The organism is Mesorhizobium sp. (assembly GCF_004962245.1).
Lineage (GTDB): Bacteria > Pseudomonadota > Alphaproteobacteria > Rhizobiales > Rhizobiaceae > Mesorhizobium.
In genome coordinates this window covers 48175-68872 of sequence record NZ_SUHQ01000017.1, presented here as the reverse complement: position 1 = coordinate 68872, position 20698 = coordinate 48175, and the positions used below count along the sequence as shown (strand labels likewise).

Sequence of the window (20698 nt, the reverse complement as noted above, 5' to 3'; positions counted from 1 at the left end):
GAAATTTTGATTTTGCGCATGATCCCCAGCAAAAGCCGGTTTCCGATCTTCGCTGACGCGGACCTCCGATTCGGGGTCATGCGCTAGGCGTGACCGGCCGCCAGGCTGAGATGCGCGAGGTCGATACCGATCGAAGCGAGAATCCGGTCGTATTTGCGCTCGATGTCTGCATCGAACAGGAGCTCGGCATTTGCCGGGCAGGTCAGCCAGCCATTCTCGGCGATCTCGCTTTCCAGCTGGCCGGCGCCCCAGCCCGAATAGCCAAGCGCCATCAGCGCATGCCGGGGTCCACGGCCCGTCGAAATGGCGCGCAATATGTCAACGGTCGCGGTCAGGCAGATGTCGTCGGAGACGGTCAGCGACGATTCCACGCGGTAGTCGCCCGAATGCAGCACGAAGCCGCGGCTGCGGTCCACTGGTCCGCCGTTACGCACGACGAAATCGCGGGCGTGCGCGGGCAAGCGGATCGCCTCCTGTTCGTTCATGATGCCGAGCTGCACGAGCAGATCCGGAAACAGCATCTGCTGCGTCTGGTTGATGATCAGGCCCATCGCGCCCTCATCGCTATGCGCGCAAATGTAGATGACGGAGCGCGTGAAGCGGTCGTCCTTCATGCCAGGCATGGCAATCAGGAACTGATCGTCGAGAAAGCCGCGTCCCGCGACCATCTTCTTGTGGCGCAACAAGTCCATAAGTAAGAGCGTAACGCGTTTCCGGAGCGTCGAAAAGATGCACAGCGCGTGATTTGGTCTCCGGCGCGCATCTAAGGTCACGCAAATATGATAACAGCGACGCCATGAGATCATTGTGCAGCCATTAAGGGACGTTCAAATCACCGCCATGCAAAGTTTGAAAATCCTGCTGATCAGCGCCGCTGTTGGATGTGGAACCGGCCTTCCCGCCGCAGCCTCCTCGTCGATCTGGTATGATACCGAAGGGGGCAAAGTGCGCCTTGTGACCAGCGGCAAGCCCGACCAGGCCGGACGCATCCATGGCGTACTCGATATTGCGCTCAAGCCCGGCTGGAAAACCTACTGGCGCGATCCGGGCGACGCGGGCGTGCCGCCGCAACTCGATATCTCGGCCAGCACCAACATTGCCGGCGCGACGTTTTCGTTTCCACCGCCCCAGCGCCATGACGACGGCTACGGCAAATGGGCCGGCTACGACCATCCGATTTCGCTGCCGGTGACGTTCACGGTGTCGGCGCCGAATGCGCCGGCTGTCATCGATGCCGATGTTTTTCTCGGTATTTGCGAGACGATCTGCATCCCGGTGCAGACGAGGCTGACCGTCGATCCCGGCTCCGATCCCGACAATACCGAGGACGCTGCGCTGGTGAAAGCGGCGCTGGCAACCTTGCCCGCTCCTGCAAGGCCCGATTTCGGCGTCAACATCCTGCCGGGAGACCACGAGACACTGATTGTCGAGGCGCGCTTTCCGGGCAATCCGGAGGCGGCGGATTTCTTCGTCGCCGGCGAGCGGGATTACATGTTCGGCGTGCCGGTTCGCAGCGAAAAGGACGGTAAGCTGGTGTTTACCGCGCCGATCCTCGACAGGCCGGCGACAACGCCGACCGATGGCGGACTTTACTACACACTGACAACAGCCGACGGCGCGGTCGAAGGCCTGCTGCCCTTCCCTTGATTCCGAAGGGATTTCAAGTCGAACATCTTTTGCTCCAGGCTCCCCGACGGTTGCGGGAAACGGCCGAGTTCGCTATCGCAAGGACTCTCCCTTCCATTTTTCAAGCGAGAACGATGATGACGATTGCCGTTGGCGATAAACTGCCCGATGCGACCTTCAAGACGATGACTGCCGACGGCGCGAAACCGATCACGACAGCCGAGATCTTCTCGGGAAAGAAGGTGGTGCTGTTCGCCGTTCCCGGCGCTTTCACACCGACCTGCAGCAACAACCATCTGCCTGGCTATCTCGACAATTACGACGCCATCCTGGCGCGCGGCGTTGACACCGTCGCTGTCGTCGCCGTCAACGATGTTCACGTCATGGGCGCCTGGGCCCGCTTCAGCGGCGGCGAAGGCAAGCTTCTCTATCTTGCCGACGGCAATGGCGATTTCGCCAAATCGATCGGCCTCGACGCCGACCTTTCCGGCGGCGGCATGGGGCTGCGTTCGAAGCGGTTCTCGATGATCGTCGACGACGGCAAGGTCACCGCGCTCAATGTCGAGACAAAGCCCGGCGTCGACGAATCCGGGGCGGCTCATATTCTCGGACAGCTTTAGATTTCCGCTGGCTCTTAAACCAGGGATTGCCTGCTTTTTGGGAAACCTCAATGATGTTTGACATCTTCTGGCGTGCTGTGGCGATCGGTATCGGCGCCACGGCGCTCATGGACCTATGGGCGATTTTCCTGAACGCGGTGTTTGCTCAGCCGCGACCGAACTGGGGACTGGTCGGCCGCTGGGTCTGGCATCTGAGGGACGGCAAGGTCTTCCACGACGATATCGGCAAGGCAGCACCCTATGTGCATGAATCGGCGCTGGGCTGGGCCTTCCACTATTTTGTCGGCATCGTCTATGGCATCATTCTGGCCGCCTTGGCGGGAGCGGCGTGGCTGGCCGCGCCGACCTTCCTGCCGGCCTTCATTCTCGGCATTGTCACTGTTGGCGCCGGCTGGTTCCTGCTGGCGCCTGGCATGGGCGCCGGCTGGGCTGCATCAAAACGCCCCAACCCCATGCAGATCCGCGCCCTCAACCTCGTGTCGCATACGGTGTTCGCGCTCGGACTTTTCGGCACGGCGCTGCTGATCCGCTGAGACCAGCGAGCGGGCAGTCAATAGCTCTGGGTCGAGCGGCGCATTTTCTTGGCTGCCGGCCGCTTGGCCTGGGTGCTTTCCTTGGCCGGCACGGTGGCGGGCGCAGATCTGGCGGTCTTGTTCTTGAACGGCGCCATGCCGAGCCGCGCCAGTTCGTCGGCACGTTCGTTCTCCGGATGACCGGCGTGGCCCTTGACCCAGTGCCAGACCACCTGGTGACGGTTGCGCGCCTCGTCGAGCGCCTGCCACAGCTCGACGTTCTTAACCGGTTGCTTGGCGGCTGTCTTCCAGCCGTTGCGCTTCCAGCCATCGATCCAGGAGAAAATACCGTCCTTGACATAGTTGCTGTCGGTATAAAGATCGACGGTGCAGGGCTCCTTCAGCGCATTGAGCGCCGAGATGGCGGCCAAAAGCTCCATACGGTTGTTCGTGGTAGCGGCCTCGCCGCCCGACAGCTCTTTCGTAACGCCGTTGAAGCGCAGGACCGCCCCCCAGCCGCCAGGCCCCGGATTGCCCGAACAGGCACCATCGGTGAAGATTTCTACGCGCTTGGTCATGTCAGTCCGTATTCGGAAGGAGAGCTGATCGCCCGGTGAAAGCGCATCCTGCGGATATATTCGGTCGGATCGCGTTTTATGACCAGTCCGCCATCGGGAACGGTCAGCCAGTCGTAGAGCCGGGTCAGCATGAAGCGCAGCGCCGAGCCGCGCGCCAGCATCGGCAGCGCGGCTTTCTCCCCGCCGCTCAATGGCCGCACGCTCTGATAGCCGGCAAGCAGTGCCGTACCCTTGGTCAGGTTGAAGGAAAAATCCTTCTCAAAGCACCAGGCGTTGAGGCAGGTGGCGACGTCGTAAGCATAGAGATCGTTGCAGGCGAAATAGAAGTCGATCACCCCTGACAGTTTTTCGCCGAGGAAGAAGACATTGTCGGGGAAGAAATCGGCGTGGATGATGCCATGTGGCAGGTCTTTCGGCCAGTTCTGCTCGAAATCGGCGAAGTCGGCATCGACCTCGGCTGCCAGTCCCGGCTCGACCTCGTCGGCACGGGCGTGGGAGGCGTTCCACAGCTTGCGCCAGCCATCGATGGCAAGCGCGTTCTGCCGGGTCATGGGAAAGTCCTGACCCGCAAGATGGAGTTGCGCCAGCGCCTTGCCAACCTCACCGCAATGCGCCGCCGTCGGTCGCCGCAGCGACAGGCCTTCGAGGAAGGTGATGATGACCGCCGGCCGGCCGGCCAGCGTGCCGATGACTGTGCCGTCATGCGCGGTGACCGGAAGCGGGCAGGAAATGCCCTTTCTGGCGAGATGGCCCATGAGGCCGAGGAAGAACGGCAGGTCGGCCTTGTCGACGCGCTTTTCATACAGCGTCAGTATGTAGGAGCCGCTGGTCGTGTGGAGCAGGAAATTCGAGTTCTCGGTGCCTTCGGCGATACCTTTGTAGGACAGCAGGCCGCCGACCGGATAGGCCTTCAGGAATGCGCCGAGTTCGCCTTCATTGACGTCGGTATAGACTGCCATGGGCTCTTCACGCGGCCCCGTTGACGAAGGCCATGTCGGCCTTCGTCAGTTCGACATCGCGCAGAACCCGCATGACTGGAAAATCCTCCGTTTCCGTCGCCGTGATCGCCAGGTCGATGGTTACGTCGAAGCGTTGCCTGAACGCATCGATGATCTCGTCGACGATGATTTCCGGCGCCGACGCGCCCGCCGACAGGCCGAGCGTCGAGATACCGGCAATGTCATTCCACGGAATTTCGGAGGCGCGCTGTACGAGAAGCGACATCGAGGCGCCGGCGCGCTCCGCCACTTCGACAAGGCGCCGCGAGTTGGAGGAGTTAGGTGCGCCGACGATCAGGAAGAGATCGGCACCTGCGGCGGTTTCCTTGACTGCTTCCTGGCGGTTGGTGGTGGCATAGCAGATCGATTCCGCGGCTGGCGCCTGCAAATCGGGAAAACGATCCTCAAGTGCCCGGATGATGCCGGCGGTGTCCTCGACCGACAGCGTCGTCTGGGTGACGAAACCGAGTGCATGCGGGTCGGCGGGTACTAGATTCGCAGCGTCGGCTTCGGTCTCGATCAGGGTGACGGCGCCGTCCGGCAATTGCCCCATCGTGCCGATCACTTCCGGGTGGCCGGCATGGCCGATCAGAAGCACATGGCGGCCGAGCCGCTGATGGCGCATCGCCTGCTTGTGGACCTTCGACACCAGCGGGCAGGTGGCGTCGAGATAGAAGAGGTTGCGCGCCTGGGCGTCCGCCGGCACAGACTTCGGTACGCCATGCGCCGAAAAGACGACCGGGCTCTGGCGATGCTCCGCCGGTATCTCGGAAAGCTCCTCAATGAACACCGCGCCCAGGCTTTGCAGCCCCTCGACGACGTAGCGGTTGTGTACGATCTCGTGGCGGACATAGACCGGCGCGCCGTATTTTTTCAGCGCCAGCACGACGATCTGGATGGCGCGGTCCACGCCGGCGCAGAAGCCCCGCGGCTGGCAGAGCCTTATCGTCAGCGGTGGCTTTGTGGTCGTGTGAAGCATGATTCCGGACCGGTTGGTCGTATCGTGACTCAAGTCGTGAGCTCAAGGCGCGAAATGAGGTGTGCACCCCTGCCCTGTCAAGGGTGCCGGTTGGCGATCAGTCCTCTTTCGGCGGGCGGCGAAGCCTGAAGATGAGGACGCCGGCAAGGGCGACTGCAAGGCCGTACCAGGTTACGGCGTATTGCAAATGGCTGTTCGGCAGGTCGATGACGGTAACGCCGCCGACCGGCAGCCCACCCGGGTTCGACGTGGCGTCCGCGTCGACGAAGAATGGCACCAGCCCCGCGCCGGCTGGCAGACCGGCGCTCGCCGCCATCGCGTCGCGATCCTTCCAGTAGAAGATGTTCTTCTTCGGATCATTGTCGGGAAGCATCATCGAGGGCTTTGCCGGCAGCGGGTTGCGGGCGAGCCCCGTCACCGTCACCTGGCCCGCTAGCTGGCTTTGCGGGCGCTTGGCCGCGTCCTTGAGATCGTAGGGGACGAAGCCGCGGTTGATCAGGACGAAGCGGCCATCCTCCAGATGCAAGGGGGTAAAGACATCGAAACCGGACTGGCCTTCCCAGGTCGCGAAGAAATGCCGCTCGCCTCGATGCAGGAAAGTGCCGGTCATCGTCACTGGCGTGTAGTCAACGTCGCCGGTGGCGGCGAACCGCTTTTCGACCTCGGCCAACGGCACAGGCACCGAGTGCGTACGCTGGTCGATGGTCCGGAGAAGACCCTCCTTCCAGTACAGGCGCTGGACCTGCCAGGTGCCGAGCGCCAGCAGGGTAAACAACAGCACGAGACCGAGGCCAAGCAGCAATGCCGTCTTCGGCCGCGAACGGCTTGCAACCGAACCGGATGTCGCGCTCATTCGCCGCGGTCCAGCCTGCCCTCGGCTGCCTTGTTGCGGTATTGCAGCGTCAAGAGCACACCCTTGATCAGCCTGAGCGCGCCGAGGCAAAGCACCAATGTCAGCGGTATCCACAGCACGAGATGCAGCCAGAGCGGCGGATTGAGCGTCACCTCCATCCACAGTGCCAGCCCGACGACGATGAAGCCGATGATCAGGATGACGAACACCGCCGGCCCGTCGCCGGCGTCGGCATAGGAATAGTCGAGGCCGCAATTGGCGCAGCGTTTTGCAACGGTGAGGAAGCCGGAAAACAGTCGTCCCTCACCACAGCGCGGGCAGCGGCCATGGAGGCCGGCCGAAATCGGATCGATCGGTGGCCAGATCGCCTTGTCGTCGCTCATCCCGCAACCATAGTGCCGTTCGCCCCAAAAGATAAGGCGGCCACGTCGCCGCAGCCGCCCACTCAATTCCTCGAGAAGACTATCAGTGGCCTTCGATCACCGCACCGGCCGAGGCCCAGACATAGATCGACGCGAACAGGAACAGCCAGACCACGTCGACGAAGTGCCAGTACCAGGCAGCCGCCTCGAAGCCGAAATGCTGTTTGGGCGTGAAGTCGCCCTTCATCGCGCGGACTAGGCAGACCAGCAGGAAGATGGTGCCGATGATGACATGGAAGCCGTGGAAGCCGGTCGCCATGAAGAAAGTGGCGCCGTAGATCGAATCCCTGAAGCCGAACGGCGCATGCATGTACTCGTAGGCCTGCACCATGGTGAACAGCATGCCGAGACCGACGGTCAGCACCAGGCCGTTGATCAGCCCCTTGCGGTCGCCATGAATGAGCGCGTGATGCGCCCAGGTCACGGTTGTGCCCGACAGAAGCAGGATAACGGTGTTGTAGAGCGGCAGGTGGAAGGGGTCGAGAACCTCAAGGCCCTTGGGCGGCCAGACGCCGCCGGTGAACGCGGTGCGGGCGTATTGCTGTGCCTCGCCGGGAAACAGGCTGGCGTCGAAGAAAGCCCAGAACCAGGCGACGAAGAACATCACCTCGGAAGCGATGAACATGATCATGCCATAGCGCAGATGCAGCGACACGACACGCGTGTGGTGGCCTTCATGCGCTTCCTTGATGGTGTCCGACCACCAGGCATACATAGTGTAGAGGATGATCAAAAGGCCGATGAAGAACAGCCATGGATTGGCGATGTTGAAGCCGAAGATCGAGAAATCGCCGCCTTTGAGATACTGCATGTAAGAGACGCCGCCGATCGCGGTGACCAGCGCGCCGACCGAGCCTAGGAACGGCCACGGGCTCGGGTTGACGAGGTGGTAGTCATGTTCTGGTTTTGCGTGCGCGTCTGCCATATCAACCCCCGAGGCTTCCTTCGGTATGTGAAACTTTGTTGCTCTTGTCCTTGACCGGCGCTGATGACACCACCGGCTTGTTTTTCTCGTTCTTCTCGACCGGGAACATCGTGTAGGACAGGGTAATCGTCTTCAGTTCCTTCAGTTCAGGCACATTGACGATGTCAGGATCGACATAGAACACGACCGGCATGTCCAGCGTCTCGCCGGGCTTCAGCGTGGTGTCGGTGAAGCAGAAACACTCGACCTTGTTGAAGTAAGGCCCTGCCAGTTCCGGCTGCACGTTGAAGGTCGCGCGGCCGGCGGTGGCGTAGCTGAGCTTGTTGGTCGCACTATAATGCGCCTCGGCCGTCTCGCCTATCTTGACGGTGATCGAGCGGGCGACCGGCTGGAACTGCCACGGCACGCCGGCTGTGTTGGCGTCGAAACGGATAGTGATATCGCGGCCGAGCACGCGGTCGGCATATTGCTGCGTTGCGCGTTTTACGGTGCCGCCGTAACCGGTCGCCTGGCAGAACATCGCGTAGAGCGGCACCGCGGCATAGGCCATGCCGATCATGCCGCCGAAGAAGGCGACGCAGACGCCGGCGACGATGCGGTTGGTGTTCTTCTTTTGGGGATGGGTCACTGCCTGGCGGTTCATCTTGAGCCTCACATCGTTCCGGTGAGGTTGTGACCGAATTTCACGACAGTCGCGATATAGAAGATGATGACAAGCACCGCCAGCGCCAGGCCGATGGCCACCGAGCGGTTGCGCCGGGCCTTCTGCTGGCGCTCCGTCAGCGCGACGAGTTCAAGCTTGTTGTCGACCATGATCATGCTCCACCCGTAGCCAGGGCGCGCCCGACAACGCAGTCGGCAAGATAGATGGCGAAGATGGCGAAGAGGTAGAGCAGCGAGTAGCCGAACAACGCCTTGGCCGGCTTCATCACATGGTCGTCGTCGGCCATCCGCAGCACCTTCCACGCATACCAGACGAAGCCAGCGCCAAGCAGCACCGCAAGGACGCCATAGGCTGATGTGGTGAAACCCAGCGCCCAAGGCAGCACGCCAACCGGCGCAAGGATCAGCGCGTAGGCGAAGATCTGGCGTCGGGTCGAAGCATGGCCGGCGACATTCGGCATCATCGGGATGCCGGCCCTGGCATAGTCTTCGGATTTGAAGAGTGCGAGCGCCCAGAAATGCGGCGGCGTCCACAGGAAGATGATCAGGAACAGGACGACGCTTTCCAGGCTGACCGTTCCGGTCGCAGCCGCCCAGCCGATCACCGGCGGAATGGCGCCGGCAGCACCGCCGATGACAATGTTCTGCGGCGTCCAGCGCTTCAACCACATCGTATAGACGACGGCGTAGAAGAAGATGGTGAAGGCCAGGAGCGTCGCCGACAGCCAATTGACCAGCACGCCCAGCGTCATCACTGACAGCACCGACAGCACCAGGCCGAAACTCAGCGCCTCGCCGGGCCGGATGCGGCCGGCAGGCACCGGCCGGCCGGCCGTCCTGGTCATCACCGCATCGATATCGGCGTCATACCACATGTTGAGCGCGCCGGAGGCGCCAGCACCAATGGCGATAGCCAGGATCGCGATCACCGCCAGAAGCGGATTGATGGTCACAGGTGCCGCGACCAGGCCGACAAAAGCGGTGAACACCACCAGCGACATGACGCGCGGCTTCAGCAGAGCGAAGAAATCGCCCGCCGTCGCTTCCGACATGCGAAAGCCCGGTTCATCAATCAATTGGTCGTCGACAAGGGCCATGCGTACTTAAAGTCCATCATTCCGTTGGCCAAAACCGCCGGGCGGGCCGGCGGTTTCGTATTCGCCCAGGCTGCCGCCTATTTGATCTTCGGCAGCTTTTCCCACTGGTGGAAGGGCGGCGGCGAAGGCAGCTGCCATTCGAGCGTCGTCGCACCCTCGCCCCATGGGTTGGCGCCGGCCACCCGCTTCTTCTGGAAGGCCTCGAACACGCCATAGAGGAAGATGACCACGCCGACGGCCGAAATGTACGAGCCGTAGGACGACACCATGTTCCAGCCGGCAAACGCATCCGGATAGTCGATGTAGCGGCGCGGCATGCCGGAGAGGCCGAGGAAATGCTGCGGGAAGAAAACCAGGTTGACGCCGATGAAAGTGATCCAGAAGTGGGTGTTGGCGATGACGGGCGAATACATGTAGCCGGTCATCTTCGGGAACCAGTAGTACCAGCCGGCGAAGATGGCAAAGACCGCACCCAGCGACAGCACATAGTGGAAATGCGCGACCACGTAATAGGTGTCGTGCAGCGGGCGGTCGAGACCGGCATTGGCAAGCTGGACCCCTGTAACGCCGCCGACGGTGAACAGGAAGATGAAGCCGATCGCCCACAGCATCGGGGTCTTGAGCGAAATCGACCCGCCCCACATAGTGGCGACCCACGAGAAGATCTTCACGCCCGTCGGCACCGCGATAACCATGGTGGCGAAAACGAAATAGCGCTGCGTGTCGAGCGACAGGCCGGTCGTATACATGTGGTGCGCCCAGACGATGAAGCCGACCGCGCCGATTGCGACCATGGCATAGGCCATGCCGAGATAGCCGAAAATGGGCTTCCTTGAGAAGGTCGAGACGATGTGGCTGACGATGCCAAAGCCCGGCAGGATCAGGATGTAGACTTCAGGGTGCCCGAAGAACCAGAACAGGTGCTGGAACAGGATCGGATCACCGCCACCATCGGGGGTGAAGAAAGTGGTGCCGAAATTGCGATCGGTCAAAAGCATGGTGATGCCGCCGGCCAGAACCGGCAGCGACAAAAGCAGCAGGAAGGCGGTGATCAGCACCGACCATGCGAACAGCGGCATCTTGTGCATGGTCATGCCAGGCGCGCGCATGTTGAAGATGGTGGTGATGAAATTGATGGCGCCGAGGATCGAAGAAGCACCGGCGATGTGGATCGACAGGATCGCCAGGTCCATCGCCGGCCCGGGCTGGCCCGATGTCGACAGCGGCGGATAGATCGTCCAGCCGCCGCCGACGCCGTAGGCGCCAGGCGCGCTCGGCACGAAGGCCGAGATGATCAGCAGGATGAAAGCCGGTGGCAGCAACCAGAACGAGATGTTGTTCATGCGCGGGAAAGCCATGTCGGGCGCGCCGATCATGATCGGCACCATCCAGTTGGCAAAGCCGCCGATCAGCGCCGGCATGACCATGAAGAAGATCATGATCAGCGCATGCGCGGTGGTGAAGGCGTTGTACATGCTCTTGCCGCCGTCGAGGGCGGCGTCGGCGTTCAAGCCATAGACCATCTGCGCCAGGCCAGTGAAAATCTGGATTCCCGGCTCCTGCAGTTCCATGCGCATGACGACCGAGAGGGCACCGCCGACGCAGCCCGCGATGATCGCGAAGATCAGGTAGAGCGTACCGATATCCTTATGGTTGGTCGAATACACCCACCGGACCCAGCCATGATACGGCTTGTGGTCGTGATCGTCGTGAGCTGCAGCGTCTGCCATGTTCGGCTCCGTTCCCTGATCTTTTCTGGCCGCGGCATCAGTTGCCGGCGGTCGCTACCTTGTTTGCGCCATCGACCTTAGCCATCAGCGCCTTGTTGGCGCCGGGAAGGTCGGTGCTGGCTGCCGCCAGCCAGGTCTTGTACTGGTCGTCGGAGACAACGCGGATCGCAATCGGCATGAAGGCGTGGTCCTTGCCGCAGAGCTCCGAGCACTGGCCGTAATAGAGGCCTTCCTTTTCCGCCTTGAACCAGACCTCGTTGATGCGGCCCGGAACCGCGTCGGTCTTGATGCCGAAGGACGGCATCGCAAAAGCGTGGATCACGTCGGTCGCCGTCACCAGCACGCGGGTCATGGTGTTGACCGGCACCACCATCTCGTTGTCGACGGCGAGCAGGCGCGGATAGACGGCACGATCTTCCTTGCCGGCCGCCGCGCGGTCAGCATCTAGAAGGATCGCGGAGTTGAAGGAAAGCGTGTTTTCGATCTGGTACTCGTAGTCCCAGTTCCACTGGTTTCCCGTCGCCTTGACGGTCAGCTTGGCTTCTTCCGGCGGGGTGTATTGCGCGGTCAAGAGCTGGAACGAGGGGATCGCGAGGCAGAGCAGGACCACGACCGGCCCAACCGTCCAGATCACCTCGATCAGTGTGTTGTGGCTGGTACGCGAAGGGGTCGGGTTGACGCTCGCGCGGAATTTCAAGATGCAATAGGCGATAAGGATGAGCACGAAGAGCGTGATCGGCACGATGAACCACAGCGTGTAGTGCTCGAACCAGGCGATCTGCCGCATAATGTCGGTGGCGGCGGGCTGGAAGGTCACCTCCCACGGCGCAGGCTGGGCCGCGTGGGCGGACGCACCGGCGAACAGTGTGGCGGCGGCCCAAGCGCTTGCTAGGAATTTGGCGCCTGCTAGGAATTTTCTCATTGCCCTCATTATCTCCCAGTTCCTCGCGATCGGACCGCAAGAATATCGAACAATGCCGGGACGGGAATCCCGGACAGTCCCAAGCTGGTTCAAACCATACTCTATTTGCCTCCGCAAGAAAGGAGCGGACGAAACCGTGCGGCATTTTTGCGCGCAAGCGCGGCTGCGCCTTTTAGCGGCGGCCGCAGCGGTAGCGGATCGCGGAGGCGCAACCGGCGGAGCGTCCCGGCAAAATGCGCCGGCCGGTCGCAATTCGGGCGAATTTGGCTCGGAAAAGCGCGTAATTGCCTTGGTCGAGGCAGGCCGGCAGTGGTCTCGTCCTTTACTTGCTCTTGGCGCGGCTTAAAGTGCCGTGATTCGCAATGGAGCCGTCATGAACTCTTGGCTTTGGGGACTTGGGCTTACGAGACTGGGGCTTTCGAGAACCTTGGCGAAGGTCATCCTTCTCGCTGCCTCGTTTGGAATTGGCTTGTCCGGCATCGGCCTGCCCGGCGTCATCCAGGCCAATGCCGCGCAGCCAAGCGGCAAAGTGCGGTCGACGCATGGCGCGTGGTCGATCATCTGCGACACCCCGGCCGGCGCCACATCAGAACAATGCGTGATGATGCAGAACGTCGTCGCCGAGGACCGTCCCGAGATGGGGCTTTCCGTCGTCGTGCTGCGCACCGCCGACAACAAGGCCGAAATCCTGCGTGTGCTGGCGCCGCTTGGCGTGCTGCTGCCCAACGGGCTCGGCCTCAATGTCGACGGCAAGGACATCGGCCGGGCCTATTTCGTGCGCTGCTTCCAGGACGGCTGTTATGCCGAAGTCATTCTCGAAAAGCCGCTGCTCGACACGCTGAAGACCGGAACGTCGGCCACCTTCATCGTCTTCCAGACACCGGAGGAAGGCATCGGCATCCCGGTCGAACTCAAGGGCTTCGCCGACGGTTTCGCCGCCCTGCCTTGAGGCTGGCCAGAATCCCAAAATCCTAACCGAGGAAAAGAGATTGTGACCGGCTTCGGCAATGACAGCGATCATTGCCGATTGTCTGGGCGCACCTTCGCGCCTACATCGTGAGGACAAACTCTTTCCACGGACGGACCTGCCATGAACAGCCTCATCGGCCAATTCGACATTTCCGACGATCGCATCAAGCAGATCGTCGCCGAGACCATCAACGGCGCCGACGATGGCGAGTTGTTCCTCGAATACAGCGAGACCGAAGCGCTGATGTTCGACAATGGCCGGCTGAAGACCGCCAATTTCAACACCGACCAGGGCTTTGGGCTACGCGCCGTCGCCGGCGAAGCGAGTGGCTACGCGCATTCCAGCGATCTTTCCGAGGCATCGCTGCTGCGCGCGGCCGACGCCGTCTCAACCGTCAAGGGCGGCTATTCCGGCACGCTCGCCGCGGCGCCCGCCCGCACCAATCGTCATCTCTATGGCGACGAGAACCCGATACCCTCGCCCTCCTTCGAGGCCAAGGCCAAGCTGCTTCAGGAAATCGACGCGTGGCTGCGAGCCGAGGATCCGCGTGTGCGGCAAGTAACGGCCTCGCTCGCCGCCTCCTGGCAGCATGTCGAGATCGTGCGTGCCGACGGCCAGATGGTGCGCGACATCCGCCCGCTGGTCAGGATCAACGTGTCGGTGGTGGTCGGCAATGGCGACCGCCAGGAGAGCGGCTCCTACGGCATGGGCGGACGCAAGGGTTTTGGCGAATTCCTGGTCGAGGAGAGCTGGAAGCACGCGGCCAAGGAGGCGCTGCGGCAGGCGCTGGTCAACCTCGAAGCCATCCCGGCGCCCGCCGGCACCTTCGACATCGTCCTGTCCAGCGGCTGGCCGGGCGTCATGCTGCACGAGGCCGTCGGCCACGGGCTGGAAGGCGACTTCAACCGCAAGAAGACATCGGCATTTGCTGGGCTGATGGGCCAGCAAGTGGCCGCAAAAGGCGTCACCGTCGTCGACGACGGCACCATGGCCGAACGGCGCGGCTCGTTGACCGTCGATGACGAAGGCACGCCTTCGGCCCACAACGTGCTGATCGACGACGGCAAGCTTGTCGGCTACATGCAGGACCGCCAGAATGCCCGGCTGATGGGTATGAAAGCCACTGGCAACGGACGGCGCCAAGGTTATGCGCACCAGCCGATGCCGCGCATGACCAACACCTACATGACATCAGGCGACATGGAGCCGGGAGAGATCATCGCCTCGGTCAAGAACGGCATCTATGCCGTCTCCTTCGGCGGCGGCCAGGTCGACATCACGTCGGGAAAATTCGTGTTCGGCTGCACCGAGGCCTACATGATCGAGAACGGCAAGGTGACGCAGCCGATCAAGGGCGCCATGCTGATTGGCAACGGGCCGGACGCCATGCACCGGGTTGCGATGGTCGGTAACGACATGAAGCTCGACACCGGCATAGGCATGTGCGGCAAGGCCGGACAGGGCGTGCCGGTCGGCGTCGGCCAGCCGCATCTCCGGATGAACCAGATGACGGTCGGCGGCACGCGGGTTTGATGGAGACGGTCTCTGATTTGTCTTACTCAGGGATACGCCTTGATGGCAGCCGAGGAAAAGCTCGTAGTAATCATCTCGACCGAGGGGCAGGTCGCCTTACCCAGCGCGATCGGGAAGCGGAGAAAATGGGGCGCAGGCACACGCCTTCTGGTCGAGGATACCCCGGAGGGCGTGCTGCTTAAGCCTGCACCGGCGTTTACCACCACGCGACCGGAGGACGTGTTCGGGTCCCTGCCGCATAGAGGCAGGCCGAAGACGCTGGAAGAAATGGATGCTCGGTCGGTTCGAACTGCCCTAAAGCCATGACGCCGGTGTTTTCGGCAGGCGATGATCGGGATCGACGACACCCAGGCGCGGCGCGGCGTCCTGGTTCCATCGCCAGAGCGCAACGCATGTGCCACCGGGCGACATGAAGGACGGGTAGATCACGCCGTGCAGCCCATCGGCAAGCAAGCGATCTCTTAGCCCGTGCGTCTCTGGCACAAGTCCTCGATCCAGTATGTCGCGCCACTCACACCGATGAATGTCCGTTGTTGCCTCGAGTTCGGCGAGCGTATCGGCGTCGGTCAGGTCGGCCAGCCGCGCGCCTGAGAGTTCGAGCTGGGCGATCAGGGCCGGGTGCTGGACAAAGCCCTGATTGTATTCGGCCCAGGCGGTGGACAGTTCCCGTGCCGCGTAGATCGTCGGAGCGCCCAGCGGATTCCAGCGTCCGCCGAAGTGGGAAGCACCCTCGCCCGAAAGCGGCATGTGCGCCCAGCGCGGCACGAAGGCTCGCCACAGGGTCAGGCTGGCTTCAGGCATAGATGCCGGAGCGGACAGCCTCCAAATAGGCAAGCACCTTGTCCGTCTTGCCTTCGCGAACGAGATCGTAGGCGGTCTTTCCTGCCCAGCCGGGAATCGGCTGATGCTTGAACCAGATCGCCGCGCGCTGTTCATTGCCGGCCATCTCGCCGGCCATTGCCAGAATGCGAACGACAGGACTAAGCGCTGCGTCGACCTTGCGCGCGCCGGTCTTGGCGGCAAGCGTGTTACGCGCGACACCGATCAGGGCTGCCAGTTCGGTCATATTGACGCCCAGCAGTTCAGCCACCCGTCTTGCCGAAAGAAACGGCGACTGTTCCTCGCCAAAGCGCGACGCAGGAATTTCGAGGGCCACGGAATTCATGACTTTTTCCTAGCACATCTTGACACGTTCATTATCAAAATATGCTCAATTCATGCGCAATTCAAGTGCATACCCGCACCGCCTATCGCCTTCGCCTCGGCTTCTCCAGCAGCGCGACGGCCTCGACATGCGGCGACCACAGGAACTGGTCGATCGGCGTTACATTTTTCAGGGCATAGCCGCCGTCGATGAGGATGCGCAGGTCCCGCGCCAGCGTCACCGGATTGCAGGAAACCGCCGCGACCAGCGGCACGTCGGAACGGGCAATCTGCTTCGACTGGTCCTCGGCGCCGGCGCGAGGCGGATCGAACACAATGCCATCGAAGCTATTCAGTTCCTTGAAAGTAAGCGGCCGGCGGAACAGGTCGCGCCGTTCGCTGGTCACCCGCTTGAGGCCGGTAGCGAAACGGAATGCCCGGTCGAGCGCCGAAAGCGCTGCCGCGTCGCCCTCCACCGCATGGACTTCCGACTTCGCGGCCAGGCGCAGCGCGAAACTGCCGCAGCCGGCGAAGAGATCGGCGACCTTCTTGGCGCGCGTGAGGTGCTGGCCGACGATATCCGCCATCGCCTGCTCGGCGGCCTCGGTCGCCTGAAGGAAGGCGCCCGGCGGGACCGCGACAGCGATGCCGCCGAACATGACAACCGGCTTTTTGGGTTCGATGATGATCTCGCCGTCGACCGAAAGCCTGGCCAATCCCTCGGCGATGACGAAGTTGGAGGCGACGCGGCGCTGGTTCTCGCCGAGCTTGCCGGACTCGTGAACCGCGACATCGAGGCCGGAACCGGTCACAGTGACCGTCATGCGGAACGATTTCGTCGTTGCGCAAACCAGTTCGGCGAGTGCTTTCAGACGGTCGAGCTTTGCGACGATCTCGGGCAGTGAGATCGGGCATTCCTGGATGGAAATGATTTCGGTCGACAGTGCGCGAACAAAGCCGAGCCGCATGCCGGCCTCGCTCCGTCGGGCGGTGAACACGACGCGGCGACGCGTCTGCGGCGCGCACGGCACCAGCGCGTCAACGTCGCAGGAAATGCCCTTGCTGTTCAGCGCATGCGCAACCTTTTCGCGCTTCCACTGCTGGTAGGCTTCAGCCTCGAAATGCTGGACGGCGCAGCCGCCGCATTCGGTAAAATGCCGGCAGGCCGGATCAACCCGTAGCGGCGAGGCCTCAAGCACCGCCATCAGCGTGGCGCGATCCTTTTCGCGCGCCGCGGTGACGGTTTCACCGGGCAGCGTGAACGGAATGAAAACCTCGCCGGTTTCGGTCTCGGCGACGCCGTGGCCCTGGGAACCCAGTCTTGCGATCGTGAAGCGCCCGGTCATCGGCCCGCGATCCCCCTGTTCTTCACTCCGGCATCTTTGATCCCGGCGAGCAGGAACTCGCGGTTGCCGTCGCCGCCCTCGATGGGGGACAGATGCAGCCCCAGCGAGCGCCAGCCGGGGACACCGTCGAGCCAATCCTGCAGCAGACCGGCAACCCGAGCCGCGTCGTAGGGGTCTTTCAGCAAACCGCCCTTGCCGATTGCCTCGCGGCCCGCCTCGAATTGCGGCTTAACCAGAAACACAGCCCTGGCGCCATCGTTGGCGATAGCGAGCGCTGGCGGCAGCGCCAGTTTCAACGAGATGAAGCTGACATCGCAGACGATGAAATCCGGGATGCGACCGGCAAGGTCGGCGGCTGAAAGATCACGGGCGTTCAATCCCTCGATGTCGGTCACGCGCGGATCGCCAACGATATCCGGATGCATCTGACCATGCCCGACATCGATCGCCGTGACATGTGCCGCGCCGCGTTCGAGCAGCACTTGAGTAAAGCCGCCGGTCGAGGCGCCGATGTCGAGCGCCTCGCAGCCGGCGGGATCGAGACCGAAACGGTCGAGACCGGCGATCAGCTTCAGCGCAGCGCGCGACACGTAACCCTGCGCCGGATCGTCGATGGCGATGAGACAATCCGCCAACACGGTCTGGCCGGGCTTGTGGGCGATGACGCCGTCGACCGTCACCGTGCCACGATCGACCGCATCGCGGGCGCGCGAGCGGCTGGGGAACAGGCCCCGCGCGACGAGGAGTTCGTCGAGCCGCTGGCGTGCGTTGGCTGGCAGAGGGGAGTTCATCGGCCTTCATGGCGAAAGCCTGTCACGAAGGCAAGGATATTGGGAGACAACGACCATCTTCGAAAAGCGGCGAACGGATCAGCCTGCCCCACAATTTGTTGAATATCGTACCAGGTTCGGCACAATGTCAGGACGATATGCCGTTTTGCTGCCAGAACGCGAAGGAGGACGGATGCTGACCGGAACCTGCCATTGTGGCACGGCCCACTGGACGCTGGAGGGCGATCCCGGCTCGATCACAGCCTGCAATTGCACGCTTTGCCGCCGCTATGGCGCGCTCTGGGCCTACGATTATGTTGATGAACGCATCCGCCTTGCGGGACCAACAAGTGCTTATACGCGCGCCGAAAAGGATTCCCCGTCGCTCGAGATTCTGTTCTGTCCGACATGCGGCTGCGTCCTGGCCTGGCGTGGTTTGCGCTCCAGTACCGCCGGTCGCACCCGAATCGCTGTCAATGTGAGGCTTGCGCCGCCTGACGCCGTCGCCGACCTGCCAATCGACCATTTCGATGGTCTCGATAAATTCGAGGACCTGCCGAGCGATGGTCGCTGCGTGCGCGATATGTGGTTCTAGCTTCTAGAAGATCGTCCGCGACGCTCGACCGCCGGCACCAAAGCGTCATTGCCGGAAGCTTGCTTGCGAGGATGCCCGGTGGCAACGGGCAGCGCCGGCGCGGCCTCCGGCAGAACGACCAACTGCGGCATCTGCCCGTAGGAAAAACCGCCGCGGATCTCGCCGATCTTGCCGGCGACGATGTCCATCACCGCTTTTTCGAGGTTACGATCATAGGGCGTTTCGGCCGCGGCCGGCATGGCGATGACAGCCAAAAGCGTCACGCCGCACAGAAGCGTCTTCATTGGTTCGGTCTCCCTGCCTGATCACATCCTGGCAGGGCGCCGTTGAAAAACGGCCAAGAGACACGGTAAGCAAAACGCCAAATGGCAGCGTAAACAGTCAGTTACGATCGTCTGTCGGCAAACTGATTCAAGCCGTTGAGATTTTGAATCAGGCGCTTTGAGCGCTGGCGGCGTGTCCCAGCGCCACGAAGACGGTGCGCACGATGCCGGCGGCATCCAGCCCGGCGTCGGCATACATCTTTTCGGGCTTGGCGTGATCGACAAAGGCGTCGGGCAACACCAGCGGGCGTACCTTCAGGCCGGTTTCCAGCAGCCCCTCATGCGCCAGGAATTGCAGCACGTGGCTGGCGAAGCCGCCGACTGCGCCCTCTTCCACCGTCACCAGCACCTCGTGCGAACGCGCCAGCCGCCGGATCAGATCCTCATCGAGCGGCTTGGCGAAACGAGCATCGGCGACCGTGGTGGAAAGCCCTGCCGCGCCGAGCTCCTCAGCCGCAGCCAGGCAATCCTGCAGTCGCGTGCCGAAGGACAGCAGCGCAACCTTGGTGCCCTCACGGACGATACGGCCCTTGCCGATTTCGAGGACTGAGCCACGCTCCGGCATGTCGACGCCGACGCCGTTGCCGCGCGGATAGCGGAAGGCAATGGGACCGTCATCATAGCTTGCCGCCGTGCGCACCATGTGGCGCAGTTCGGCCTCATCTGCCGCGGCCATGACGACGAAACCGGGCAGTGTCGCCAGAAAGGTCGTGTCGAAGGCGCCGCAATGGGTCGCCCCGTCGGCACCGACAAAGCCGGCGCGATCGATCGGAAAGCGCACCGGCAGGTTCTGGATCGCCACGTCGTGGACCACCTGGTCGTAGGCGCGCTGCAGGAAGGTCGAATAAATCGCGGCGAAGGGTTTGAGGCCTTCGGCGGCGAGGCCGGCGGCGAAGGTCACCGCATGCTGCTCGGCGATGCCGACATCGAAAGTCCTCGACGGGAACACCTCGCCGAAGAGGTCGAGGCCGGTGCCGTTCGGCATGGCGGCGGTGACGGCGACGATGCGATCGTCTTCCCGGCCTTCCTGGATCAGGCTTTCGGCAAAGACCTTCGTGTAGCTCGGCGCGTTGGCCGGCGCCTTGGCCTGCGCGCCGGTAATGACGTCGAACTTGTTGACGCCGTGATATTTGTCGGCAGCCGCCTCGGCCGGTCCATAGCCCTTGCCCTTCTGGGTCACGACATGGATCAGCACCGGGCCGTCGGCATTGTCGCGGACATTCTTCAGCACCGGGATCAGATGTTCGAGATTGTGTCCGTCGATTGGGCCGATGTGATAAAAGCCAAGCTCCTCGAACAGCGTGCCGCCGGTGACGTAGCCGCGCGCGTGCTCGACCGCCCGCGTGATGGCGCGATCGGCGCGCTCCCCGAGATAGGAGGTCAGCTTCTTGCCGAAATCGCGCAAGCCCAGATAGGTCTTGCCCGACGCAAGACGGGCCAGATAGGCGCTCATCGCGCCGGTTGGCGGAGCGATCGACATGTCGTTGTCATTGAGGATGACGATCAGCCGGGCATCGAGGGCGCCGGCATTGTTCATCGCCTCAAAGGCCATGCCGGCCGACATGGCGCCGTCGCCGATGACGGCAATGACATTGTTGCGGCCATCGGCGAGATCGCGCGCCATTGCCATGCCGAGGCCGGCGGAAATCGAGGTCGAGGAGTGGGCGGCGCCGAACGGGTCGTATTCGCTCTCGGCGCGGCGGGTGAAACCGGACAGGCCGCCCTCTTGCCGCAGTGTGCGGATGCGATCGCGGCGGCCGGTCAGGATCTTGTGCGGATAGGCCTGATGGCCGACGTCCCAGATCAGCCGGTCGTCCGGCGTGTTGAAGACATAGTGCAATGCGACCGTCAGTTCGACCACGCCGAGACCGGCACCGAGATGTCCGCCGGTGTGGGACACGGCGTCGATCAACTCGGCACGGAGTTCCGATGCCAACTGCGGCAGATCATCTTCGTCAAGCGTCCGAAGGTCGGCCGGGATGCGGACCTTGTCGAGAAGTGGCGTATGGAGCTTTGCGTTCACTGGTGGCAGGGCCTGCTTTTTATTCATGTGCGAAATAGGCCGCTGGCTGGCGAATGTAAATGCGTGTCAG

At 62.6% G+C, this 20698-nt stretch carries 25 protein-coding genes; 7 read left to right on the top strand and 18 right to left on the bottom strand.

Annotated elements, in window-relative coordinates; translation table 11 throughout:
* Positions 1 to 83: 83 nt before the first annotated feature.
* Positions 84 to 692 carry a YqgE/AlgH family protein gene (locus tag E5X88_RS19085; RefSeq protein ID WP_292163958.1) on the bottom strand — a complete coding sequence of 203 codons (609 nt, stop codon included), beginning with the start codon at positions 690 to 692 and terminating at the stop codon, positions 84 to 86.
* Positions 693 to 840: 148 nt separating this feature from the next.
* Between E5X88_RS19085 and E5X88_RS19080 the strand changes: the two genes are divergently transcribed.
* The 3 genes from E5X88_RS19080 to E5X88_RS19070 all read left to right on the top strand — a co-directional run bounded on the left by E5X88_RS19080 (position 841) and on the right by E5X88_RS19070 (position 2779).
* Positions 841 to 1647 (top strand): protein-disulfide reductase DsbD domain-containing protein, encoded by an 807-nt coding sequence (locus E5X88_RS19080; RefSeq protein WP_292242240.1) that lies wholly within the window; start codon positions 841 to 843, stop codon positions 1645 to 1647.
* Between the two features lie 116 nt (positions 1648 to 1763).
* Positions 1764 to 2246, top strand: a complete 483-nt coding sequence (locus tag E5X88_RS19075; protein ID WP_292163952.1) for a peroxiredoxin — start codon at positions 1764 to 1766, stop codon at positions 2244 to 2246.
* A 53-nt stretch (positions 2247 to 2299) separates the two neighbouring features.
* On the top strand, positions 2300 to 2779 hold the full coding sequence (locus E5X88_RS19070) for a DUF2938 domain-containing protein (RefSeq protein ID WP_292164111.1): 480 nt from the start codon (positions 2300 to 2302) through the stop codon (positions 2777 to 2779).
* Between the two features lie 17 nt (positions 2780 to 2796).
* Here E5X88_RS19070 and rnhA read toward each other — a convergent pair whose 3' ends face one another.
* The 11 genes from rnhA to coxB all read right to left on the bottom strand — a co-directional run bounded on the left by rnhA (position 2797) and on the right by coxB (position 11925).
* Complete coding sequence (gene rnhA / locus E5X88_RS19065) at positions 2797 to 3336, bottom strand: ribonuclease HI (RefSeq protein ID WP_292163951.1); 540 nt, start codon at positions 3334 to 3336, stop codon at positions 2797 to 2799.
* The gene (locus tag E5X88_RS19060; protein WP_292163949.1) at positions 3333 to 4295 is read right to left on the bottom strand and encodes a homoserine kinase; all 963 of its coding nucleotides are present in this window, start codon (positions 4293 to 4295) and stop codon (positions 3333 to 3335) included. Before E5X88_RS19060 ends, rnhA begins: the two co-directional genes overlap by 4 nt.
* 7 nt (positions 4296 to 4302) lie before the next feature.
* Complete coding sequence (gene ispH, locus E5X88_RS19055; protein WP_292163946.1) at positions 4303 to 5313, bottom strand: 4-hydroxy-3-methylbut-2-enyl diphosphate reductase; 1011 nt, start codon at positions 5311 to 5313, stop codon at positions 4303 to 4305.
* Positions 5314 to 5410: 97 nt separating this feature from the next.
* A complete protein-coding gene (locus tag E5X88_RS19050) occupies positions 5411 to 6166 on the bottom strand; it encodes an SURF1 family protein (protein ID WP_292163943.1) in 756 nt (251 codons plus the stop codon).
* On the bottom strand, positions 6163 to 6549 hold the full coding sequence (locus E5X88_RS19045) for a DUF983 domain-containing protein (RefSeq protein WP_292163941.1): 387 nt from the start codon (positions 6547 to 6549) through the stop codon (positions 6163 to 6165). The genes E5X88_RS19050 and E5X88_RS19045 overlap by 4 nt, the downstream gene beginning before the upstream one ends.
* Before the next feature lie 82 nt (positions 6550 to 6631).
* Positions 6632 to 7513, bottom strand: coding sequence for a cytochrome c oxidase subunit 3 (locus E5X88_RS19040; RefSeq protein WP_292163939.1), 882 nt, complete (start codon positions 7511 to 7513; stop codon positions 6632 to 6634).
* A 1-nt stretch (position 7514) separates the two neighbouring features.
* Positions 7515 to 8156 carry a cytochrome c oxidase assembly protein gene (locus tag E5X88_RS19035; protein ID WP_292163937.1) on the bottom strand — a complete coding sequence of 214 codons (642 nt, stop codon included), beginning with the start codon at positions 8154 to 8156 and terminating at the stop codon, positions 7515 to 7517.
* 8 nt (positions 8157 to 8164) lie between these two features.
* On the bottom strand, positions 8165 to 8326 hold the full coding sequence (locus E5X88_RS19030) for a hypothetical protein (RefSeq protein WP_292164120.1): 162 nt from the start codon (positions 8324 to 8326) through the stop codon (positions 8165 to 8167).
* 2 nt (positions 8327 to 8328) lie between these two features.
* A complete protein-coding gene (locus E5X88_RS19025; protein ID WP_292163935.1) occupies positions 8329 to 9273 on the bottom strand; it encodes a heme o synthase in 945 nt (314 codons plus the stop codon).
* A 77-nt stretch (positions 9274 to 9350) separates the two neighbouring features.
* A complete protein-coding gene (gene ctaD, locus E5X88_RS19020; protein ID WP_292163933.1) occupies positions 9351 to 11003 on the bottom strand; it encodes a cytochrome c oxidase subunit I in 1653 nt (550 codons plus the stop codon).
* 37 nt (positions 11004 to 11040) lie between these two features.
* Positions 11041 to 11925, bottom strand: coding sequence for a cytochrome c oxidase subunit II (coxB, locus tag E5X88_RS19015; RefSeq protein WP_292163932.1), 885 nt, complete (start codon positions 11923 to 11925; stop codon positions 11041 to 11043).
* A 373-nt stretch (positions 11926 to 12298) separates the two neighbouring features.
* Here coxB and E5X88_RS19010 point away from each other — a divergent pair, with 373 nt between their 5' ends.
* The 3 genes from E5X88_RS19010 (at position 12299) to E5X88_RS19000 (ending at position 14734) form a co-directional block, all read left to right on the top strand.
* The gene (locus E5X88_RS19010; RefSeq protein WP_292163929.1) at positions 12299 to 12874 is read left to right on the top strand and encodes an invasion associated locus B family protein; all 576 of its coding nucleotides are present in this window, start codon (positions 12299 to 12301) and stop codon (positions 12872 to 12874) included.
* Positions 12875 to 13015: 141 nt separating this feature from the next.
* Positions 13016 to 14428 carry a metalloprotease TldD gene (tldD, locus tag E5X88_RS19005; protein WP_292163926.1) on the top strand — a complete coding sequence of 471 codons (1413 nt, stop codon included), beginning with the start codon at positions 13016 to 13018 and terminating at the stop codon, positions 14426 to 14428.
* A gap of 42 nt (positions 14429 to 14470) precedes the next feature.
* Complete coding sequence (locus E5X88_RS19000) at positions 14471 to 14734, top strand: AbrB/MazE/SpoVT family DNA-binding domain-containing protein (RefSeq protein ID WP_292163924.1); 264 nt, start codon at positions 14471 to 14473, stop codon at positions 14732 to 14734.
* On the opposite strand, the gene E5X88_RS18995 is transcribed toward E5X88_RS19000, so the two are convergent.
* The 4 genes from E5X88_RS18995 to E5X88_RS18980 form a co-directional block, all read right to left on the bottom strand.
* Positions 14723 to 15229: an RES domain-containing protein gene (locus E5X88_RS18995; protein WP_292163921.1), complete on the bottom strand. Its 507-nt coding sequence runs from the start codon at positions 15227 to 15229 to the stop codon at positions 14723 to 14725. The two genes, E5X88_RS19000 and E5X88_RS18995, sit on opposite strands and share 12 nt — an antisense overlap.
* A complete protein-coding gene (locus E5X88_RS18990; protein ID WP_292163918.1) occupies positions 15222 to 15593 on the bottom strand; it encodes an antitoxin Xre/MbcA/ParS toxin-binding domain-containing protein in 372 nt (123 codons plus the stop codon). Before E5X88_RS18990 ends, E5X88_RS18995 begins: the two co-directional genes overlap by 8 nt.
* 82 nt (positions 15594 to 15675) lie before the next feature.
* Positions 15676 to 16917, bottom strand: a complete 1242-nt coding sequence (locus E5X88_RS18985) for a class I SAM-dependent RNA methyltransferase (RefSeq protein ID WP_292163916.1) — start codon at positions 16915 to 16917, stop codon at positions 15676 to 15678.
* Complete coding sequence (locus tag E5X88_RS18980) at positions 16914 to 17708, bottom strand: TlyA family RNA methyltransferase (protein WP_292163914.1); 795 nt, start codon at positions 17706 to 17708, stop codon at positions 16914 to 16916. Before E5X88_RS18980 ends, E5X88_RS18985 begins: the two co-directional genes overlap by 4 nt.
* Positions 17709 to 17880: 172 nt before the next feature.
* Here E5X88_RS18980 and E5X88_RS18975 point away from each other — a divergent pair, with 172 nt between their 5' ends.
* Entirely contained in the window at positions 17881 to 18282 is a 402-nt protein-coding gene (locus E5X88_RS18975; RefSeq protein WP_292163911.1) for a GFA family protein, read from the top strand.
* Here the strand turns inward: E5X88_RS18975 and E5X88_RS18970 are convergent.
* The gene (locus tag E5X88_RS18970; RefSeq protein WP_292163909.1) at positions 18279 to 18566 is read right to left on the bottom strand and encodes a hypothetical protein; all 288 of its coding nucleotides are present in this window, start codon (positions 18564 to 18566) and stop codon (positions 18279 to 18281) included. The two genes, E5X88_RS18975 and E5X88_RS18970, sit on opposite strands and share 4 nt — an antisense overlap.
* A 148-nt stretch (positions 18567 to 18714) precedes the next feature.
* Positions 18715 to 20655: a 1-deoxy-D-xylulose-5-phosphate synthase gene (dxs, locus tag E5X88_RS18965; protein WP_292163906.1), complete on the bottom strand. Its 1941-nt coding sequence runs from the start codon at positions 20653 to 20655 to the stop codon at positions 18715 to 18717.
* Positions 20656 to 20698: the final 43 nt, after the last annotated feature.

Excerpts from the sequence above, each read along its gene's own strand:
- E5X88_RS19040 (WP_292163939.1), bottom strand. The coding sequence starts at position 7,513 with ATGGCAGACGCGCACGCAAAACCAGAACATGACTACCACCTCGTCAAC.
- E5X88_RS18975 (WP_292163911.1), top strand. The coding sequence starts at position 17,881 with ATGCTGACCGGAACCTGCCATTGTGGCACGGCCCACTGGACGCTGGAG.
- E5X88_RS19050 (WP_292163943.1), bottom strand. The coding sequence starts at position 6,166 with ATGAGCGCGACATCCGGTTCGGTTGCAAGCCGTTCGCGGCCGAAGACG.
- E5X88_RS18970 (WP_292163909.1), bottom strand. The coding sequence starts at position 18,566 with ATGAAGACGCTTCTGTGCGGCGTGACGCTTTTGGCTGTCATCGCCATG.
- E5X88_RS19075 (WP_292163952.1), top strand. The coding sequence starts at position 1,764 with ATGACGATTGCCGTTGGCGATAAACTGCCCGATGCGACCTTCAAGACG.
- coxB (WP_292163932.1), bottom strand. The coding sequence starts at position 11,925 with ATGAGAAAATTCCTAGCAGGCGCCAAATTCCTAGCAAGCGCTTGGGCC.
- ctaD (WP_292163933.1), bottom strand. The coding sequence starts at position 11,003 with ATGGCAGACGCTGCAGCTCACGACGATCACGACCACAAGCCGTATCAT.
- E5X88_RS18980 (WP_292163914.1), bottom strand. The coding sequence starts at position 17,708 with ATGAACTCCCCTCTGCCAGCCAACGCACGCCAGCGGCTCGACGAACTC.
- E5X88_RS18990 (WP_292163918.1), bottom strand. The coding sequence starts at position 15,593 with ATGAATTCCGTGGCCCTCGAAATTCCTGCGTCGCGCTTTGGCGAGGAA.
- ispH (WP_292163946.1), bottom strand. The coding sequence starts at position 5,313 with ATGCTTCACACGACCACAAAGCCACCGCTGACGATAAGGCTCTGCCAG.
- tldD (WP_292163926.1), top strand. The coding sequence starts at position 13,016 with ATGAACAGCCTCATCGGCCAATTCGACATTTCCGACGATCGCATCAAG.
- E5X88_RS19010 (WP_292163929.1), top strand. The coding sequence starts at position 12,299 with ATGAACTCTTGGCTTTGGGGACTTGGGCTTACGAGACTGGGGCTTTCG.
- E5X88_RS19045 (WP_292163941.1), bottom strand. The coding sequence starts at position 6,549 with ATGAGCGACGACAAGGCGATCTGGCCACCGATCGATCCGATTTCGGCC.
- E5X88_RS19000 (WP_292163924.1), top strand. The coding sequence starts at position 14,471 with ATGGCAGCCGAGGAAAAGCTCGTAGTAATCATCTCGACCGAGGGGCAG.
- rnhA (WP_292163951.1), bottom strand. The coding sequence starts at position 3,336 with ATGACCAAGCGCGTAGAAATCTTCACCGATGGTGCCTGTTCGGGCAAT.
- dxs (WP_292163906.1), bottom strand. The coding sequence starts at position 20,655 with ATGAATAAAAAGCAGGCCCTGCCACCAGTGAACGCAAAGCTCCATACG.
- E5X88_RS19025 (WP_292163935.1), bottom strand. The coding sequence starts at position 9,273 with ATGGCCCTTGTCGACGACCAATTGATTGATGAACCGGGCTTTCGCATG.
- E5X88_RS19035 (WP_292163937.1), bottom strand. The coding sequence starts at position 8,156 with ATGAACCGCCAGGCAGTGACCCATCCCCAAAAGAAGAACACCAACCGC.
- E5X88_RS18995 (WP_292163921.1), bottom strand. The coding sequence starts at position 15,229 with ATGCCTGAAGCCAGCCTGACCCTGTGGCGAGCCTTCGTGCCGCGCTGG.
- E5X88_RS19030 (WP_292164120.1), bottom strand. The coding sequence starts at position 8,326 with ATGGTCGACAACAAGCTTGAACTCGTCGCGCTGACGGAGCGCCAGCAG.
- E5X88_RS18985 (WP_292163916.1), bottom strand. The coding sequence starts at position 16,917 with ATGACCGGGCGCTTCACGATCGCAAGACTGGGTTCCCAGGGCCACGGC.
- E5X88_RS19070 (WP_292164111.1), top strand. The coding sequence starts at position 2,300 with ATGTTTGACATCTTCTGGCGTGCTGTGGCGATCGGTATCGGCGCCACG.
- E5X88_RS19085 (WP_292163958.1), bottom strand. The coding sequence starts at position 692 with ATGGACTTGTTGCGCCACAAGAAGATGGTCGCGGGACGCGGCTTTCTC.
- E5X88_RS19060 (WP_292163949.1), bottom strand. The coding sequence starts at position 4,295 with ATGGCAGTCTATACCGACGTCAATGAAGGCGAACTCGGCGCATTCCTG.
- E5X88_RS19080 (WP_292242240.1), top strand. The coding sequence starts at position 841 with ATGCAAAGTTTGAAAATCCTGCTGATCAGCGCCGCTGTTGGATGTGGA.